We start from the raw sequence: 17,285 nt of genomic DNA on the forward strand, positions 1-17,285 counted from the left end.
ATGAAAAAATGGTTCGCATTGCTTATCCTTTGTATCATGACGATCATCGCAGCAGCCTGTGGTGCTGCAGAAAATAAACCTGCTTCAAACACAACCAAAGGTAAGTCAGCTGAAGCAGCTGAAACAAACATCAAATACTTAGAACAAACGTACAAACTCAAAACACCAGTGAAACGAATCGTCATTGCTGGAAGCCTAGAATCAATGGAAGATGCAAAATTACTTGGTATCGAGCCTATTGGTGCTTCTACTGTAGGCGGCACTTTCCCTGAATTATTTAAAGACATCACAGCAAAAACTGAAGGCATCGGGGAAAAAACAGAACCGAACCTAGAAAAAATCCTAAAACTAAAACCAGATGTGATACTTGGATCAACCAAGTTCCCGCCTGCAACAATTAAAAAACTAGATAAAGTCCAAACGACGATCCCAGTATCACATGTCTCTTCCGACTGGGAAAGCAATCTTTTATTACTCGGTGAACTGACTGGAAAAAGTAAAGAAGCCAAAACCATCATCTCTGATTATCAGAAAGATCTTAAACAAGCGAAAGAAACCCTGAAAGACAAAAGCAGCAACAAAACAGCTGTCATTTTACGCATTAGACAGGGCGACCTGTACGTATACCCTGAAGACGTATACTTCAACTCTACTTTATATGGAGACTTAGGTTTTACAGCACCAAGTGATATCAAAAAAGCCAAAGCACAAGCATTGATTTCATTGGAGCGCCTAGGAGAACTCAATCCTGACTATATTTTTGTTCAGTTCTCTAAAGAGGAAAACTCATCGAATCCGAACGCATTGAAGGACTTAGAGAAAAATAAAATTTGGACAAGCCTAAAAGCTGTGAAAAATGGGCACATCAATGAAAATGCCGTTGACCCTATGCTTCAAGGAGGAACAGCACTAAGCAAGACAACCTTCCTTGATAAGGCCGTGAAATGGTTAGATCAAAACAACTAAAAAAGATGTGACGAATGACAAAGGGCTAAAATGATCTTTATTTTTAGCCCTTTGTCTTCTTTTCAGCGGAGCTTGAAAACTTGGAGGAGAGATGACACATGAACGGAACGTTTCTATATGACGAGTTTAACGGGCGTCAGCTTGATATTTACCTACCACCGGACACCTCTATTCATGTTCCAGCTGTCTTTGTACAAGATGGCTCTTCTTTGTTTAGAACACACCTGCTAGAAATCGAAAGAATGATCGAAGCCAAAACCATCTCGCCAATCATCATCGTCGGCATACACCCCTTCAATCGACTTGACGAATATACACCATGGAAGGCATCATCACTGCGATCTGGGTTCCCTGACTTTAAAGGCGAGGCACAGACGTATGTGTCATTTTTAGCGAATGACTTGCTCCCATATATCAAAAGTGAATATCCAGTTCAAGAGACCTGTCATGAGCATAGCCACGTAGGTGCTTCATTAGGCGGGCTATTTGCTATTTATACTTTATTCATGCACCCTGATCTTTTTAAAAATATCGCATCTCTCTCCGGGTCGTTTTGGTATCAAGATTTTCTACCATTTGCTAAACAACAAAACATTCAGTGTCTGGATCACCTTGTCTATTTGTCGGTAGGCAGTGAAGAAGGGAAAGGCAAAACATCTGTTCAACAGCATATGCCGTTATTCACCAAACAACTGCATGATCTTTTATTACAGAAAGGGATGCAGGAATGGCAGCTGCACTATCACATCGAACAAGGAGAGGGCCATCATCTGAAACAATTTCAAAAAAATTTCTTATCGGCTCTAATGTGGTTTTATAAAAGAGAATGCTAATTTTTTATCAGCATGGCACATCCGATATGATATATTGGAACGTATAGATTGAAAGGGAGGGATTTGCGCATGAGACCTTTACAAATCTCAGCCGATACCGCACAAAAGCTTGCTGCATCACTCAATGTACCATTAGAACAAATTATGCATATGCCGCAGCATATCTTATTAGCTAAATTAGCGGAACTTGAACAGAAGAAAGATCGTTCTTCTTAAAGAAATAAAGGAGTTTACATTCATGGAACAACAACTAGAAAAATCAACATTACATTCTCGCAGTACAGGACAAACCATCCTGCTGATTGCTGGGATTTTGCTCATTGCATTTAATCTGCGGCCTGCCATTACGTCCGTTGGCCCTGTTATCGGCGCGATTCGTTCCGATTTACAGCTTTCAAATGGACTGGCAGGTTTTCTTACGACATTACCACTGCTTTCATTCGCATTGCTTTCTCCAATTGCACCTAAAATCGGAAAACGCCTTGGCAATGAACGAACCCTCTGGCTTGGACTTGCTGTCCTTCTCTTTGGGATTGTGATTCGCTCGTTTGGCACCATCACCTTCTTAATGATTGGAACGGCGCTAGTCGGCGTCGGAATTGCGATTTGTAATGTGCTCTTACCGGGGCTTGTGAAGCATAAATTTCCTGCACATGCAGGTTTGATGACAAGTGTATACACGACTTCAATGTCCGTCTTCGCTGCACTTGCATCAGGTATCAGTGTTCCGCTCAGTCATACGATGCCTGGCGGCTGGAATACATCATTCCTTGTATGGGCTGGACTTGCCCTTCTCGCCATGATGGTTTGGGCGCCGCAGCTTCTTCATCAGAATACAGCGGCCGTCAAAACCATTTCTCTTACAGAGCAGCCAATATGGCGCTCACGTGTCGCATGGCAAGTGACCTTTTTTATGGGCTTGCAATCATTCCTTTTCTATAGCAGCATCGCTTGGTTTCCTGATATTTTAACATCACATGGAATGAATCTGGCGACAGCTGGATGGATGCTGTCCATTATGCAGTTCGCTGGTCTGCCATCCACCTTCTTAACGCCCGTTCTTGCAGAAAAATTAAAAACGCAAAGACCGCTTGTCGCCGGCCTTGTCCTTGTGTATTTACTCGGCATGATTGGACTTCTTCTCGGAGGATCGACACCTATTCTTGTCATCTCTGTCCTATTGATCGGCATTGGACAAGGTGCTAGTATCAGTCTAGCGCTCACCTTCATTGGATTGCGGACAAGACATATGGAACAAGCAGCTGCCCTCTCTGGAATGGCGCAGTCACTCGGTTATTTATTAGCCGCTGTTGGTCCATTCATGATCGGTATCCTTTTTGATTTCACACATACATGGACACCAGCAATTATCATCTTTATCATCATCCTATTTTTCATGTTTTTATCCGGTATGCGTGCCGGACGCAGCGTCTATATTTCAGATCCTTCATAAAAAAGAACCCGCCTCCTCGTGAGACGGGTTCTTTTCTGCTTATGCCTGCTCTGTCACATGTACCTTTAACGTTGCTTGTACCTCTGGATGAAGCTTTACCGGTACATTTGTGTAACCTAATGCACGGATGGCATCATTCAGCTCGATTTTGCGCTTATCGAGTTTAATTTGATGATCTTTTTGCAATTTATCAGCGATTTGTTTGCTTGTAATGGAGCCAAACAAACGGCCGCCTTCACCTGATTTTGCAGTGAGTTCCACTGTTAACGCCTCAAGTGTTTCTTTTAATTGTTTTGCTTGTTCAAGCTCTTGGATGGCATTCTTTTTCTCTTTGTTTTTCTGCCCTTCCAATGCACTTAGGTTCGTTGGAGTTGCTTCAACAGCTAACCCTTGTTTGATGAGAAAGTTGTGAGCGTATCCGTCAGCTACATTCTTGACTTCGCCTTTTTTCCCTTTGCCTTTTACGTCTTTTAGAAAGATGACTTTCATCTTTGAACCCCTCCTTCGAAATATTCGTCTATGGCAGCCTTTAACTTCCCTACCGCTTCTTCAATGGTTATACCATAAATCTGGGTAGCAGCGTTAGTCAAATGACCGCCGCCGTCTAGTGCTTCCATAATAATTTGAACGTTGATATCCCCTAATGATCTGGCACTAATGCATACCGTATCGTCATCTCGTCTAGCGACAGCAAATGACGCTTCTACTTCACTCATTGACAACAGGGAATCAGCCGTCTGGGCAATCGTAATTTGATCATAATACTCCGACCTATCAGACGGTAATGAAGCAATGGCCACCTGATTTTGATACAGCTCTGTATGCTGAATGAGTTTTGCCCGTTTGATGTAATGATCGACTGTTTCTTTTAAAAACTTTTGCACAAGGACAGGATCTGCTCCCTTTGCACGAAGGTAAGATGCTGCATCGAACGTTCTTGACCCCGTTCTCAGAGAGAAACTCTTCGTATCCACGATGATCCCAGCAAGAAGCGCAGTCGCCTCAATCATGTTAATCCGCAATTTCTTCGGCTGATACTCTAAGAGCTCTGTCACAAGCTCTGCTGTAGATGAAGCATACGGCTCCATATAAACAAGTAAAGGATCACGGATAAATTCCTCGCCTCGTCTATGATGGTCAATGACCACGACGTTTTCAATCTTATTCAGTAGTCGTTCCTCCATGACGAGAGACGGTTTATGTGTATCCACGACGACAAGCAATGTGTCATCCTTTGCAAGCTCCATTGCTTCCTCTGGCGTGATAAAACGTGACCAAAGCTCTTCATAATTTTTAATTTCACTAATTAAGCGTTGAACACTGTCGCCAATCTGGTTGGCATCAATGACAATATAGCCTTCTTTTCCATTGGCCTGAGCGACCTTTAAAATCCCGATGGATGCACCGATTGAGTCCATGTCTGGGAACTTATGACCCATGATCATGACATTACCGCTTTCAGATACAATTTCTTTTAAAGCATGAGAAATGACCCGTGCGCGTACGCGTGTCCGTTTCTCCATTGGGTTCGTTTTTCCACCGTAGAACTTCACTTTTCCATTCGGCTGTTTAATGGCGACCTGATCCCCGCCTCGTCCGAGGGCAAGGTCAAGACTCGACTGCGCTAGTGCTCCAAGCTCTTTCAAAGAAGGAACGGACGCACCAATCCCGATACTCAAAGTAAGCGTCGCACTATGTGCCCCTGTTTTCTCACGGACCTCGTCTAAAATGGAGAATTTCGACGCCTCAAGCTCAGCTAAAATGCTCTCATTTAGGACCGCCATAAATCGTTCAGACGAAATTCTCTTCAGGAAAATTCCGTATTCTTGTGCCCAATTGTTGAGCAGAGACGTCACTTCACTATTAATCGCGCTGCGCACTTGATCATCAAGGCCCTGCGTGACATCGTCGTAGTTGTCTAAAAAGATATAAGATAAAACCGTTCGTTCATTTTCGTACTGTCGTTCAATCTGCACCTGTTCCGTGACATCAAAGAAATATAAAAGGCGCTCTGATCGTTTAATAATGACTTTGAATTTCCGGTCATTCAGCGTTACATTTTCGGTCTCGACCTCTTGTTTAATAAGAGGCACAATGGACTCGAATGTATCGTACAAGGATCTGCCGACAAGTGTGCTTTCATGAAAGCATGAAGCGAGAAATGGATTCGTCCATTCGATATAATACTGGTCATTAAACAGCATAATACCAATTGGCATCTCCATTAATGCTTCTTCTCCAACCTTTTTGACTCGATAGGATAATGTTGAAATATATGAATCAATCTCTTTCTGTACTTGCGTATCTGCCCACTTTAAGAAGTAGAGCACACCTGCAAGGACGAAAAGACCAACCGCTCCTATGATCCAATTAAAATAAAGGTTGAGGAGGACTGTGACCACCGCAAGGACAATTAACGCGATGATCGGATACTTGATGACAGGTTTTCTATAGAAGCTTGGCACTGATATCAACTCCTCAACATTCAGAGTGAATTATTTGTTTTTTACTTTTTCTCTTAAATCAAAGCCTATGTCAGCAATCCCTATAATTCGCACAATCACACCGATCGGCGGAAAGAAAACCGTTAACACGACAGCGAAAATGGGTACCGCTTTTGAGATGTTTTTTTCGTGGCAATAATAGAAGAGAAAAGAAAATCCCTGAATAAGCACCAGTATAAATAAAATTTGAAACGCACTCGTTTGAACGAGCCATAAAAAGCTGCCTTTTTCCGTCTGAATCAGCATCAAAAGCAATGTGAGTAAATAATACCATACCATGCTTTTTGGCAGCCGCATATCCTTAAATTTCTTCAAAGCCGGCATGTCTGAAACAAACCGTTTGAGCAAAGGTCGAACGAACCAATGATTCACAAAAGCCATCAAAGTAACAGCGATCAAAAGCGCTACAGGTAAAGCACTCAATGCCATATCCTGCATCTCTTTAAACTGTTTGAGCTGTTTGTCTATGTCCTTTTCAGAAGCCCCGGATTGCTTTAAAACACTCTCTACCATCGGCATCATTTGCTCAATCGACTCTTTCGCCATATTCATAATATCGATTTGAAAGAGCTGAACACTGACAACAAAGGAGATGAGAAAACTGAATAAATAAATCAGCGCACCTGTTATGATGGCATTCCCGGGCTGCCTTCTGCTGTAGAAAACACCCATGCCTAATCCGGCGGCAATCAGAATAGGTGCACTCATGAGTCCAGCCATAGACCCAATTAAAAAGCTGATCACTATGCCAATAGCGCCAGCAGCAATTCCTTTTTTCAAGCCGTGTCTGATTGTATAGAGGATGATCGGAATCGGAGCAGCTAGAAAGAAAATAATGGATAATAGCGGCACATACAAATAAAACAGCATCATGACCGAGAAAATACTCATCATGATTGCGCCCTCTACTAACGCTTTTGTTTGTTTCACACCTTCACCTCTATCCAATCCTTTTGTCTATATCTTGCTCAATGTGTACTTCTATGTATACGTATGATGTCAGCTCCATCATGTCTTGCCCCAACCTTTATTTTACCATAGCGGCAAATCTCAAGTAAAATGCAGGCTATTCTGGGAGCGTTTCACGTGGAACACCGATATGGAATCGTACATGCAAGTTTTCAAACAGCATGTTACAATTTTTAAGATAATTCTTAGCTATAAACCCTGAATTCAAGGTCAAAAGCTGTTAGAATAGAAACATCATCAATAAAAGTAAGAAGGAGAATTCACATGGGAAAAACACTCGTATTCGGACACAAAAATCCTGACACAGACACGATTTGTTCTGCTATTGCTTACGCTGATCTGAAAAACAAAATCGGCGCTCAGGCAGAAGCCGTCAGACTTGGAGAAATCAATGGAGAAACACAATACGCATTAGATTTCTTTAAACAAGAAGCACCTCGTTTCATTGAAACGGCTGCAAATGAAACAAAGCAAGTCATTCTTGTCGATCATAACGAATTCCAGCAAAGTGTAAGCGACATTGATCAAGTACAAGTAACTGAGGTCATTGACCATCACCGTATTGCCAACTTTGAAACAAGTGAACCTCTTTACTATCGTGCTGAGCCTGTAGGCTGTACAGCAACGATCTTAAACAAAATGTATAAAGAAAACCAAGTGACGATTGAAAAGGAAATCGCTGGTTTGCTTTTATCTGCGATCATTTCTGATTCCTTACTATTCAAATCCCCAACATGCACACAGCAAGATATTGATGCTGCGCATGAGCTTGCAAAAATCGCAGGGGTAGATCCAGAAGTTTATGGCCTAGACATGCTTAAAGCCGGCGCTGATCTAAGCCAAAAAACGGTTCAAGAATTAATTACACTTGATGCAAAAGAATTCGCACTAGGCAAAAGCAAAGTGGAAATTGCGCAAGTCAATACAGTAGATATCGCTGAAGTGACAGCAAGACAGGCTGACATTGAAGCGAAAATCAATGAAGTCATTGCAGCAAAAGGTCTTGATCTATTTGTTTTAGTCATCACAGACATTTTAGAAAATGACTCCCTTGCTCTTGCACTCGGTGCAGAAGCAGCAAAAGTAGAAAAAGCATTTAACGTCACGCTTGAAAACAACACAGCTTTACTAAAAGGTGTTGTATCAAGAAAGAAACAAGTCGTACCTGCATTAACAGACGCACTTTCTTAATAAAACAAGACAAGACTGCTGAATCATTCAGCAGTCTTTTTTGTCTGTCTTCTTTTTAATGAATGTACGTATCACTCACGAGAATATCCTTTAACACACTTGTTGGAATCGTGAATTCAACTACGCCCATGTAACCAGGTGCCACATCATATTCATTAAAGGAAATCACCAGTTTGCCTTTTGAATTGATATAGAAATTTTGATCCGGCTTAATTTTCTTAAATGGATCCGCCATATCTTGCTTGCCAATCCAATATATTTTGTTTGAATCCTCTTTCATCTGTTTCTTCATCTGCTCTTTAATATTTTCACTAATCACATCTATATACCGGTTATCTTTAAACAGACTTGGTAATGTAATGAGGACATGATTTTTCTTATCCACCGTATCATATGTCATTTCCTCTGCCGCAGAAGCCTGAGTCGTCACCTTGTATCGACCTAGTGAAAGAACTTGGTTATTGTTTGTTTTTACTTCATATCCGCTCTCTACACTCAAATGACCATTTTTATAACCCTTTGTTTCCTTTTCAAAATCTTGATACAGCTTTTTGTTTTCAGCTAAATATTTTTCATTCAGGCTGTCTTGTAATGTTCCGTCCCCAAGTCCTGAAATGTGTGGTGTTTTAAGATCAATATTCGTTCCTTGATCGCTCTTTTTAAATTCTGTAAACGTCACGACTTTCACCAGCTCGCCAATGATAGGTACTTCTGAAATCGCTCTTGCTGCCTGTGGACTAACATTAACAGTTGTGACAAAAAGAGCAGCCGCTGCAACAAGTCCGATGGTCCATTGCTGAAAATGAGGTTTTTTGTTTTTTCTTTTTAACGTTCGTTCAATCATCGCATCATATTCCGGTGGTATAGGGATTTCTAAATATTCATCTTTTAAATGTTCCAAATACTTATCCATTTATATTTCCTCCTGTGATAATTCTACTTTTAAAAGCCGCAGCGCCTTATATAATCTTGTTTTAATGGTGTTTTCATTTTCATCGAGAATCTGGGCGATGTCCTCTAATTTTAGATCTTCAAAGAATCTCAAAATAATGATGACTCGATACATCTCAGGCAAATCTTCTATAGCCCGTTTGACGTCTTGATCCTCGTATACATCTGATTCGCCCTGTGATAAGAATTCAAGCGTATCATCATCTGTCACCTGCACCCGCTTCTTCTTTCGTAAAAAGTCTAGGGCAGCGTTCACCACGATTTTATAAAACCAGCTATGCATCTTGCTCGTATCCTCTAATCGATGAACAGATTTGAGTGCTTTATGAATAGCCTCCTGAACAACATCCATAGCATCTTCCGGGTTTTTAACATAACTATAGGACAACCGATAAAAACTGTGTTTATGCTCCATGACGTAATCCGCAAATTGATCGTCTATTTTTCGTTTCTTCATTTTACAAAGAGCTCCTTTATCTTAAATGCGCATCTGTTATTTCTTACATTGGATAGACGCGTGCCTTTTAAAAATAGTTTGCGCTCGGTTATTTTTTTAACATGTCATCGCATTTGCATTCCTATACAAAAAGAGCGAACCTGATGGGTTCACTCTTTCCAGACGGATAGTGTTTGATGGACAAACTGTTTTAGTGGAGAAAGCGGATGAATGATAGGAACGCCTGTCTCCCGCTCCATCTGCTGTGCCGCATGAACCATCGAAAGCTGCATCACACAAATATCTCTGCCTTTTTGCTTCATACATTTTCTCAGCTGCTCCATGATTTGTTCATCATAGGCTTGCATATCACCGTTTAGGCAAAGATGAAAGACATCCTCCATCACAACCATTTCTACTTCAACCTGTTTACCCCGCTCTGTTGCATATGATTCAAGCCGCTGCATCGTTCCCTCCACTGTATCTGGGTTGGAAAACACAAGCTGAAGAGGCCCTTTTTTCTCACAAATCAGCTCAAATAACGGTTCATCGATCGGAACAATCGGTTGTTTAAAGAGGTGCTGCTGATCACCTAGAGCAGCAATGTATTGTGTACACGTGAGCAGAATGAGATCGGCTTCACTTTCTTGCTTTAATCTGTTGATAGCATACGTTTGCTGCTTGTATTGATCAAATGCAGGATCTTGAGTGGCGCGTTCTATAAATGATGAATCGACTGTGTGATGCAAATCAACATCTGTATCACCAAAAACATCTTCTATATATGACTGATTGGACGGATGGGCGTGAAGGCAGTGTAATCGAATCATCAGGCTCTCTCCTCGTGAAAGTTTTCAATCATTATATCAATCCTTGTATGAAATAGGGAGCAGCATGACCATATTGTTAGGGAGATATTGAAGGAGGGATTTGAATTGAAAGAAGATCAACAGCCTAAACCATCTTCAGAGTCAGAAGAAACCTTAACGAATCGACAAGGTCATCCCGTCACAGACAATCAAAATATGAGAACTGTTGGGAATAGAGGACCCACTACACTTGAAAACTACGATTTCCTAGAGAAAATCAGTCATTTTGATCGTGAACGCATCCCTGAACGTGTTGTGCATGCACGTGGTGCCGGAGCTCACGGTTATTTTGAAGCCTATGGAACATTCGGCGATGAACCGATCTCCACCTATACGAGAGCGAAATTGTTTCAGGAGAAAGGAAAAAAAACGCCTGTTTTCGTTCGTTTTTCTTCTGTGATTCACGGCGGGCATTCGCCAGAAACATTACGCGATCCGAGAGGGTTTGCAATTAAATTTTATACAGAAGAAGGCAACTGGGATCTCGTGGGGAACAACCTGAAAATTTTCTTTATCCGTGATGCTTTAAAATTCCCTGATTTGGTTCATGCCTTTAAGCCAGACCCCGTCACCAATCGTCAGGACGGCGAGCGTATCTTTGATTTTGTCTCACAATCACCTGAAGCGACGCATATGGTGACATTTCTCTTTTCACCGTGGGGCATCCCAGCAACATACCGGCATATGCAAGGCTCAGGTGTCCATGCGTACAAATGGGTGAATCATGAAGGAAAAGCGGTGCTGGTTAAATATCATTTTGAACCGAAACAAGGCATTCGCAATCTGACCCAAGAACAGGCGCAAGCGATTCAGGGAGAAAATTTTAACCATGCCACACAGGATTTATATGAAGCCATTGAGCAAGGAGATTATCCTGAATGGGAGGTATATGCACAGATCATGGAAGATGATGCCCACCCTCACCTCGACTTTGACCCGCTTGATCCGACAAAGCTTTGGTACAAGGATGACTATCCATGGAAACCAATCGGACGGATGGTATTAAACAAAAATCCAGAAAACTATTTCGCAGAAGTCGAGCAGGTTGCCTTTGGGACTGGTGTACTCGTAGATGGTTTGGATTTCTCAGATGATAAATTGCTTCAAGGCCGTACCTTCTCCTACTCTGACACGCAGCGATATCGTGTAGGACCAAACTATTTACAGCTGCCGATCAATGCACCGAAAAAGCATGTCGCCACCAATCAGAGAGACGGCCAAATGGAGTACCATGTCGATCAAGGCAAAGGGCAAAATCCCCATGTGAATTATGAACCATCGATCCTCGGGGGATTAAAAGAAGCCAAACAGGACGGAAAGGATCATACCCCTTTTGTAGAGGGTGAAGTCAAACGAGAAGCCATTGACCGCCCAAACAACTTCGGACAAGCGGGAGAAACATATCGCCGTTTTAATGATTGGGAGCGAGAGGAACTGATTAAGAACTTAGTCAACACCCTTGCGACATGTCAAAAGGACATTCAAGACCAAATGATCGAAAACTTTACAAAAGCAGACCCTGATTACGGCAAGCGTGTCGCTGACGGTTTAAAAGCCTTTAAACAAGAGCAGTCAAGCGGACCTATCGGCTCTACCGGCGCTGCTCAAGCCGTGGACGAAGCCATCAACAACAGCACACCATCAGATCCTTATTAATGAAAAAAAGAATGCAGCGGCGAGGCTGCATTCTTTTTGTATACATCTATTAAGCGTTTTGACCTTTTTTGATCCATTCTGCCACATTCACTGTACGTTTTGCCTGATGTTTCACAGCTGCTTCTGCATCCTCTTGGATTTTTCCATTTTGGTCAACAGTCACACTCACACCGTAAGGGTTGCCCCCTGCACCGTATAAGGAATCATCTGTGTATCCTGGAGCGGCAATAATTGCTCCCCAGTGGAACATTGTCGTATAAAGGCTGAGAACCGTCTGCTCCTGTCCGCCATTTGCGTTTTGAGCTGAAGTCATCGCACTGACTGCTTTGTTTGCCAATTTACCTTGGAACCACAAGCCGCCTGTCGTATCTAAGAACTGCTTCATTTGAGCTGGCAGGTTACCGAAACGTGTCGGCATGCTAAAGATGATGGCATCTGCCCACTCTAAATCACTTAATTGAACCTCTGGCACATCCTTTGTTTCGTCTAAATGTGCTTTCCATGCTGGATTTGAAGCTACAACTGCTTCTGGTGCCAATTCAGCAACCTTTAATACTTTAACTTCTGCGCCAGCTTCTTTTGCTCCAGCTTCAGCCCATTTCGCCATCTGATAGTTTGTACCTGTTGAACTATAATAAATAATCGCTAATTTTACGTTTTCCATTTGATCCATCTCCTTTTGTTTGTTTTGCCCAAAAAGCTTCTGTAAAAATCCCACCTGTATTCCCCACCTTATTTAAAATTGACGACGATACCATAAAGCCGCAGCATCGACTTCTTCTCTCGTTAACTGATGTCCGCGATTTTCCCAATGAAGTGTAACCGATGCGCCTGCACCCTGCAGCAATTGCTCCAGCTCCTGCGATTCCTCTGGACGGCACATTGGGTCATTTTCACCAGCTGCTATAAAGACTTGTTTCCCCGCTAATGAAGGCAATGAAACCCCGCGTCTTGGAACCATTGGATGATGCAGGATGGCTCCTTTTAAAGCATCCCCATAATGGAATAACAAGCTTCCAGCAATGTTTGCCCCATTGGAATATCCGATAGCCACCACATTGTGACGATCAAACCCATATTCATCGGCTGCTTCTCCGATAAATGTATACAGCTCCTCTGTACGAGCAATCAAATCCTGCTCATCAAATACGCCCTCTGCCAAACGTCTGAAAAACCGCGGCATGCCGTTTTCTAATACATTCCCTCTCACACTAAGAACAGATGCGTCAGGATCTACTATCTGTGCAAGCGGCAATAAATCTTCTTCCGTCCCGCCAGTTCCATGCAGTAATAGCAGAACAGGTCTTTGTTCATTCTTTCCTTTTCGAAAAAGATGCTTCATCATGAATCTCCTTTCCCTTTAACTTCTCTCACTTCAATTGGCAGTACAATTTGTTCAATCTGACTGCGCTGCGCCTCATATTGCGGTGGCAGTTTCAATGCTTCACCCATTGTTTCCACTGATTCGTCATGTGCAAACCCTGGAGGATCAGTGGCAATCTCAAATAATATGCCCCCAAGTTCTCTAAAATAAATGGCATTGAAGTAATTTCGGTCTTGCACAGGTGTCACTTGATACCCGCTTTGTGCAATATGTCTTTGCCAATCTAATTGGTCCTGATCATCTGTTGCTCTCCATGCAATATGGTGCACAACTCCAACACCCATACGTCCTCGTGGAACAGGTGTGATGTTCACATCAATGACATTGCCTATTTCGCCAAACGAACGGAATCTCACATAGTCTCCTTCTGCTCCGACTCTTTCAAGTCCCATCGTTTGCTCTAGCAGCTGCATCGTTTGTTCCGGCTGCGAAGTTAATAAAACAGCTCCGCCAAAACCTTTAATCGCTACATCTGGTGTGACACCGTTAAATGTCCACTCGTTTTGCTTTCCTTCCGCACGCTCTACTAGCTCAATCAATAAGCCGTGTGGATCTTCAAATGAGAGAAAAGCTTCACCAAAACGTTCAACCATTTCATAAGAAACATTAAACTGCTCAAGACGATCCTTCCAGAAAGAGAAAGCGCCTGTCGGTACGACATATGTCGTCACGCCCACTTGACCTGCACCAATTTGACCTTTTTGTGCTCCCGGCCAAGGGAAAAATGTAATAATGGTCCCTGGAGAGCCGCCTTCATTTCCAAAATATAAATGATATGTGCCCGGATCATCAAAATTCACGGTCTTCTTCACGAGACGAAGCCCTAAAACACCTGCATAAAAATCAACGTTCTCCTGAGGATGACCCACAATAGCTGTAATATGGTGAATTCCTTCTGTTTTTTTCACTTCTAATGACCTCCTAATCATGAAGTAATAAACCTCTATTCATTATGTCTTTACTGACGTCTTTATATTATCTCGAATTCGAGATATTAAATCAAAAAAATATATTTATCTCGAATTAAGGATATGATGTTTTTAAGTAAATGTCAATGATTTTTGTTTTTTCTTTTAAAAAAGCAGAGCTGCTTTGCCATAAACAGCCCTGCTTTGCCTTGATTATTGCAGCAATTTTTTCTTTTTTAAATAGGCTTTCGCTACCTGAAATGCATCCTTCCCCTTCACATTGACTTCATAATTCATTTCTCTCATCTCATCGTCTGTGATTTGACCCGCAAGTTTATTGAGAGAGGTCTCAATCTCAGGGAATTCAGTTAATGTCTCCTGCCTGAGCAGCGGTGCTCCTTGATATGGCGGGAAAACATGCTGATCATCATCAAGCACCTTTAATTTGTATTGTCTCAATTCACTATCTGTCGAATACGCATCGACCAAATTGATATCTCCTTTCCGAATTGCTCGATAACGAAGCTTTGGCTCCATCGTCACGACATCATCAAAAGAAAATTGATAGGCTTTTTGAATGCCGCGATACCCATCCTGACGATCAGAAAACTCTAAGGTGAATCCAGCTTTTATACGGTTTTTGATCTTACCTAGATCTGAAATGTTGGACACCTTATACTGATCAGCCAGTGACTGCGGCACGGCTAAAGCATACGTATTGTTGTATGACATGGGCTCAAGAAGGCGGAGCTGAAAGGATGTTTCCAATCCGCGTCGAGCTTGCTCATACACTTTTCTTTTATCTGTGCTTTTTGCTGTTTCCTTGAGGAATTCAGAAATCGCTGTACCCGTAAACTCAGGATAAATGTCAATATCACCAGAGCGTAAAGCCTGGAAAACAAAGGACGTCTTACCAAGACCGGGCTTCAGGTTCACTTGAATATCTGTATCCTGTTCAATTAAAAGCTTATACATCGAGATCAAAATCTCAGGCTCTGAACCTAACTTTCCGCCAATGGTGATTTCTTTCTTTTCTTGCTGAAACAGCACGGGGGAAGCGACAACTGCTCCTGCAATCAGAGCAAAAACAGTCACAGAGATCACCGTCTTTTTAAAGGAAATCTTCTCAAAGGTTCGCAGCACCACATCAAATAAGAGTGCGAGTAAGGCAGCTGGTATCGCGCCAATGACAATGAGCGACATATCATTTCGATCAATTCCCAGCAGGATTAAGCTTCCTAATCCCCCAGCCCCGATCAGTGCTGCCAGAGTGGCGGTTCCCACAATGAGAACCATCCCGGTTCGGATACCCGCCATGATGACTGGCATCGCAAGAGGGAGCTCCACCTTTAATAACCGTTTGCGATGATTCATCCCCATAGCAAGCGCCGCTTCTCTCAGGGAAGGATCAACCTCCTGAATGCCTGTATATGTATTTCTTAAAATAGGGAGTAAGGCATAGACCACAAGCGCAATAATCGCAGGCACTTGCCCAATCCCCACGAGAGGAATCAGCAAGCCAAGCAGTGCGAGCGACGGAATTGTTTGCAAGACAGCCGTCACCCCGATGACCCACTCCGCTAGCTTTGGAACCCTTGTTAAATAGATACCTAATGGAATGGCAATCAAAATCGCTAAAAATAAAGCAATAAAAGAAATTTGAATATGCTCAAGTAAGGCGTGTCCCAATTGTTCTTTTCGTTCCCATAACACATGGGTCCAATCATTCATGTGAATCGCCCCTCTCTCTAGGAGAATCAGCTAAAAACTGAATCACTGCTTGACGGTTCACTAGACCTATCCGATCTCCATTCTTTTCTACAGCCAATTCCTCGTGCCTTGCCAATTGAGATAAGACTTCATCCAGTGTGGCATGTGCTGAGACCGCCTCATAGGATAAAAGAGCTTCGTGAGCCATCGGTTGCGCCAAGGTTTCCAGCTCAAATGCTTGATGTCCTACATGATGGGCAGCCCCTGAGACAAACTCCTGTACAAAGGCATTGGCTGGTTGCTGAACCAATTCCTCAGGACGTCCGATCTGCACTACTTTTCCTTCATTCATCACACAAATTCGATCACCCAGCTTCATAGCTTCCTGCATATCATGCGTCACAAAAACAATGGTTTTTTGAATACGACGCTGCAAATCGAGCAGATCATCCTGCAATTTCTCCCTCGTTAGTGGATCTAACGCACTAAAAGGCTCATCCATCAGGACAATCTCAGGATCAGCTGCAAGTGCCCGTGCCACACCGACACGCTGCTGCTGGCCACCAGAAAGCTCTGCTGGCTTTCGATGACGATACATAGCAGGATCAAGCCCGACCATCAACATGAGTTCATCGACACGCTGATTGGTCTCATTCCGGCTCCATTGTTTAAGCTCTGGCACCACAGCAATATTTTCTTCTATGGTCATATGAGGAAAAAGCGCAATTTGCTGCAAAACATAACCGATATCCCAGCGCAGCTCATACATATCATAATCACTTATTTTTTGACCTTTTATGTAAATCTCACCTTCTGTTGAAGAAATGAGACGATTGATCATTTTCAATGTCGTCGTTTTCCCGCTGCCACTAGGTCCAATCAATACAAAAAACTCACCTTGCTGAATCTCCAAATCAACAGATTGAACGGCATAGCGCTCATCAGAAAATTGCATCGATACCTTTTTAAATTCAATCATCTTCCCACGCCCTGACTGCAATTATTTTCTAGACTACCAATATGACAGATCAACCTCATATTTGTATAGAATAAACTGTCACTTTAACATACTTCCCCTCGGTTGACTGCAAAAAACAGTTCTAGCAAAAATAGATGAGGTTCTTAGTGAGGCAAATAAAAAAAGCGAAGAGCTCGGGGCTCTCCGCTTTTTAAGTCAACGACTTACTCACCAGTAACGTATGGAAGTAATGCCATTTGACGTGATCTTTTGATCGCTAATGTCAATTTACGTTGATACTTAGCGCTAGTTCCTGTTACACGACGAGGTAAAATTTTACCACGCTCAGAAACAAACTTTCTAAGAAGATCAACATCTTTGTAATCGATGTGCGTGATACCGTTAGAAGTAAAGAAACATACTTTACGACGTTTCGCACGACCGCCTCTGCGTCCACCTGCCATTTGTTTTCACACCTTTCCTTTAGTCATTTTTTC

18 protein-coding genes are annotated in these 17,285 nt (G+C 42.5%); 6 read left to right on the forward strand and 12 right to left on the reverse strand.

Going from position 1 to position 17,285, the window contains the following annotated elements; genetic code table 11:
• The 4 genes from MHI46_RS19315 to MHI46_RS19330 all read left to right on the forward strand — a co-directional run bounded on the left by MHI46_RS19315 (window position 1) and on the right by MHI46_RS19330 (window position 3,252).
• A complete protein-coding gene (locus tag MHI46_RS19315) occupies window positions 1-966 on the forward strand; it encodes an iron-hydroxamate ABC transporter substrate-binding protein (protein WP_133744934.1) in 966 nt (321 codons plus the stop codon).
• Between the two features lie 98 nt (window positions 967-1,064).
• The gene (locus MHI46_RS19320; protein ID WP_342503036.1) at window positions 1,065-1,799 is read left to right on the forward strand and encodes an alpha/beta hydrolase-fold protein; all 735 of its coding nucleotides are present in this window, start codon (window positions 1,065-1,067) and stop codon (window positions 1,797-1,799) included.
• 69 nt (window positions 1,800-1,868) lie between these two features.
• On the forward strand, window positions 1,869-2,015 hold the full coding sequence (locus MHI46_RS19325) for a YycC family protein (protein WP_064498621.1): 147 nt from the start codon (window positions 1,869-1,871) through the stop codon (window positions 2,013-2,015).
• A gap of 22 nt (window positions 2,016-2,037) precedes the next feature.
• Window positions 2,038-3,252: an MFS transporter gene (locus MHI46_RS19330; RefSeq protein ID WP_342503037.1), complete on the forward strand. Its 1,215-nt coding sequence runs from the start codon at window positions 2,038-2,040 to the stop codon at window positions 3,250-3,252.
• Between the two features lie 39 nt (window positions 3,253-3,291).
• On the opposite strand, the gene rplI is transcribed toward MHI46_RS19330, so the two are convergent.
• The 3 genes from rplI to MHI46_RS19345 are packed head-to-tail and all read right to left on the reverse strand — an operon-like array spanning window position 3,292 to window position 6,686.
• Complete coding sequence (rplI, locus tag MHI46_RS19335) at window positions 3,292-3,741, reverse strand: 50S ribosomal protein L9 (RefSeq protein ID WP_008359128.1); 450 nt, start codon at window positions 3,739-3,741, stop codon at window positions 3,292-3,294.
• Window positions 3,738-5,717, reverse strand: a complete 1,980-nt coding sequence (locus tag MHI46_RS19340) for a DHH family phosphoesterase (RefSeq protein ID WP_039182890.1) — start codon at window positions 5,715-5,717, stop codon at window positions 3,738-3,740. Before MHI46_RS19340 ends, rplI begins: the two co-directional genes overlap by 4 nt.
• 30 nt (window positions 5,718-5,747) lie before the next feature.
• A complete protein-coding gene (locus MHI46_RS19345) occupies window positions 5,748-6,686 on the reverse strand; it encodes a YybS family protein (RefSeq protein WP_342503038.1) in 939 nt (312 codons plus the stop codon).
• 303 nt (window positions 6,687-6,989) lie between these two features.
• Here MHI46_RS19345 and MHI46_RS19350 point away from each other — a divergent pair, with 303 nt between their 5' ends.
• Entirely contained in the window at window positions 6,990-7,916 is a 927-nt protein-coding gene (locus MHI46_RS19350; protein ID WP_039182895.1) for a manganese-dependent inorganic pyrophosphatase, read from the forward strand.
• 55 nt (window positions 7,917-7,971) lie between these two features.
• Here MHI46_RS19350 and MHI46_RS19355 read toward each other — a convergent pair whose 3' ends face one another.
• From MHI46_RS19355 to MHI46_RS19365, 3 genes are all read right to left on the reverse strand, one after another.
• A complete protein-coding gene (locus MHI46_RS19355; protein WP_342503039.1) occupies window positions 7,972-8,829 on the reverse strand; it encodes a DUF3298 domain-containing protein in 858 nt (285 codons plus the stop codon).
• The gene (locus tag MHI46_RS19360) at window positions 8,830-9,324 is read right to left on the reverse strand and encodes an RNA polymerase sigma factor (protein ID WP_039182900.1); all 495 of its coding nucleotides are present in this window, start codon (window positions 9,322-9,324) and stop codon (window positions 8,830-8,832) included.
• A gap of 149 nt (window positions 9,325-9,473) precedes the next feature.
• Window positions 9,474-10,133 (reverse strand): aspartate/glutamate racemase family protein, encoded by a 660-nt coding sequence (locus MHI46_RS19365; RefSeq protein WP_342503040.1) that lies wholly within the window; start codon window positions 10,131-10,133, stop codon window positions 9,474-9,476.
• 105 nt (window positions 10,134-10,238) lie between these two features.
• On the opposite strand from MHI46_RS19365, the gene katX reads away from it, so the two are divergent.
• Complete coding sequence (katX, locus tag MHI46_RS19370) at window positions 10,239-11,828, forward strand: catalase KatX (protein WP_058838338.1); 1,590 nt, start codon at window positions 10,239-10,241, stop codon at window positions 11,826-11,828.
• A gap of 49 nt (window positions 11,829-11,877) precedes the next feature.
• On the opposite strand, the gene wrbA is transcribed toward katX, so the two are convergent.
• From wrbA to rpsR, 6 genes are all read right to left on the reverse strand, one after another.
• Window positions 11,878-12,492, reverse strand: a complete 615-nt coding sequence (gene wrbA / locus MHI46_RS19375) for an NAD(P)H:quinone oxidoreductase (RefSeq protein ID WP_034283654.1) — start codon at window positions 12,490-12,492, stop codon at window positions 11,878-11,880.
• 72 nt (window positions 12,493-12,564) lie between these two features.
• Window positions 12,565-13,173, reverse strand: coding sequence for an alpha/beta hydrolase (locus MHI46_RS19380; protein WP_039182909.1), 609 nt, complete (start codon window positions 13,171-13,173; stop codon window positions 12,565-12,567).
• Complete coding sequence (locus MHI46_RS19385; RefSeq protein ID WP_039182911.1) at window positions 13,170-14,141, reverse strand: ring-cleaving dioxygenase; 972 nt, start codon at window positions 14,139-14,141, stop codon at window positions 13,170-13,172. Before MHI46_RS19385 ends, MHI46_RS19380 begins: the two co-directional genes overlap by 4 nt.
• A gap of 192 nt (window positions 14,142-14,333) precedes the next feature.
• A complete protein-coding gene (gene opuFB, locus MHI46_RS19390) occupies window positions 14,334-15,851 on the reverse strand; it encodes an osmoprotectant update ABC transporter permease/substrate-binding subunit OpuFB (protein WP_126682586.1) in 1,518 nt (505 codons plus the stop codon).
• Window positions 15,844-16,809, reverse strand: a complete 966-nt coding sequence (locus tag MHI46_RS19395; RefSeq protein WP_039182918.1) for an ABC transporter ATP-binding protein — start codon at window positions 16,807-16,809, stop codon at window positions 15,844-15,846. The genes opuFB and MHI46_RS19395 overlap by 8 nt, the downstream gene beginning before the upstream one ends.
• 203 nt (window positions 16,810-17,012) lie before the next feature.
• A complete protein-coding gene (rpsR, locus tag MHI46_RS19400; protein ID WP_008359105.1) occupies window positions 17,013-17,252 on the reverse strand; it encodes a 30S ribosomal protein S18 in 240 nt (79 codons plus the stop codon).
• Window positions 17,253-17,285 lie beyond the last annotated feature (33 nt).

This window comes from Bacillus sp. FSL K6-1000, assembly GCF_038630785.1.
GTDB lineage: Bacteria > Bacillota > Bacilli > Bacillales > Bacillaceae > Bacillus > Bacillus safensis.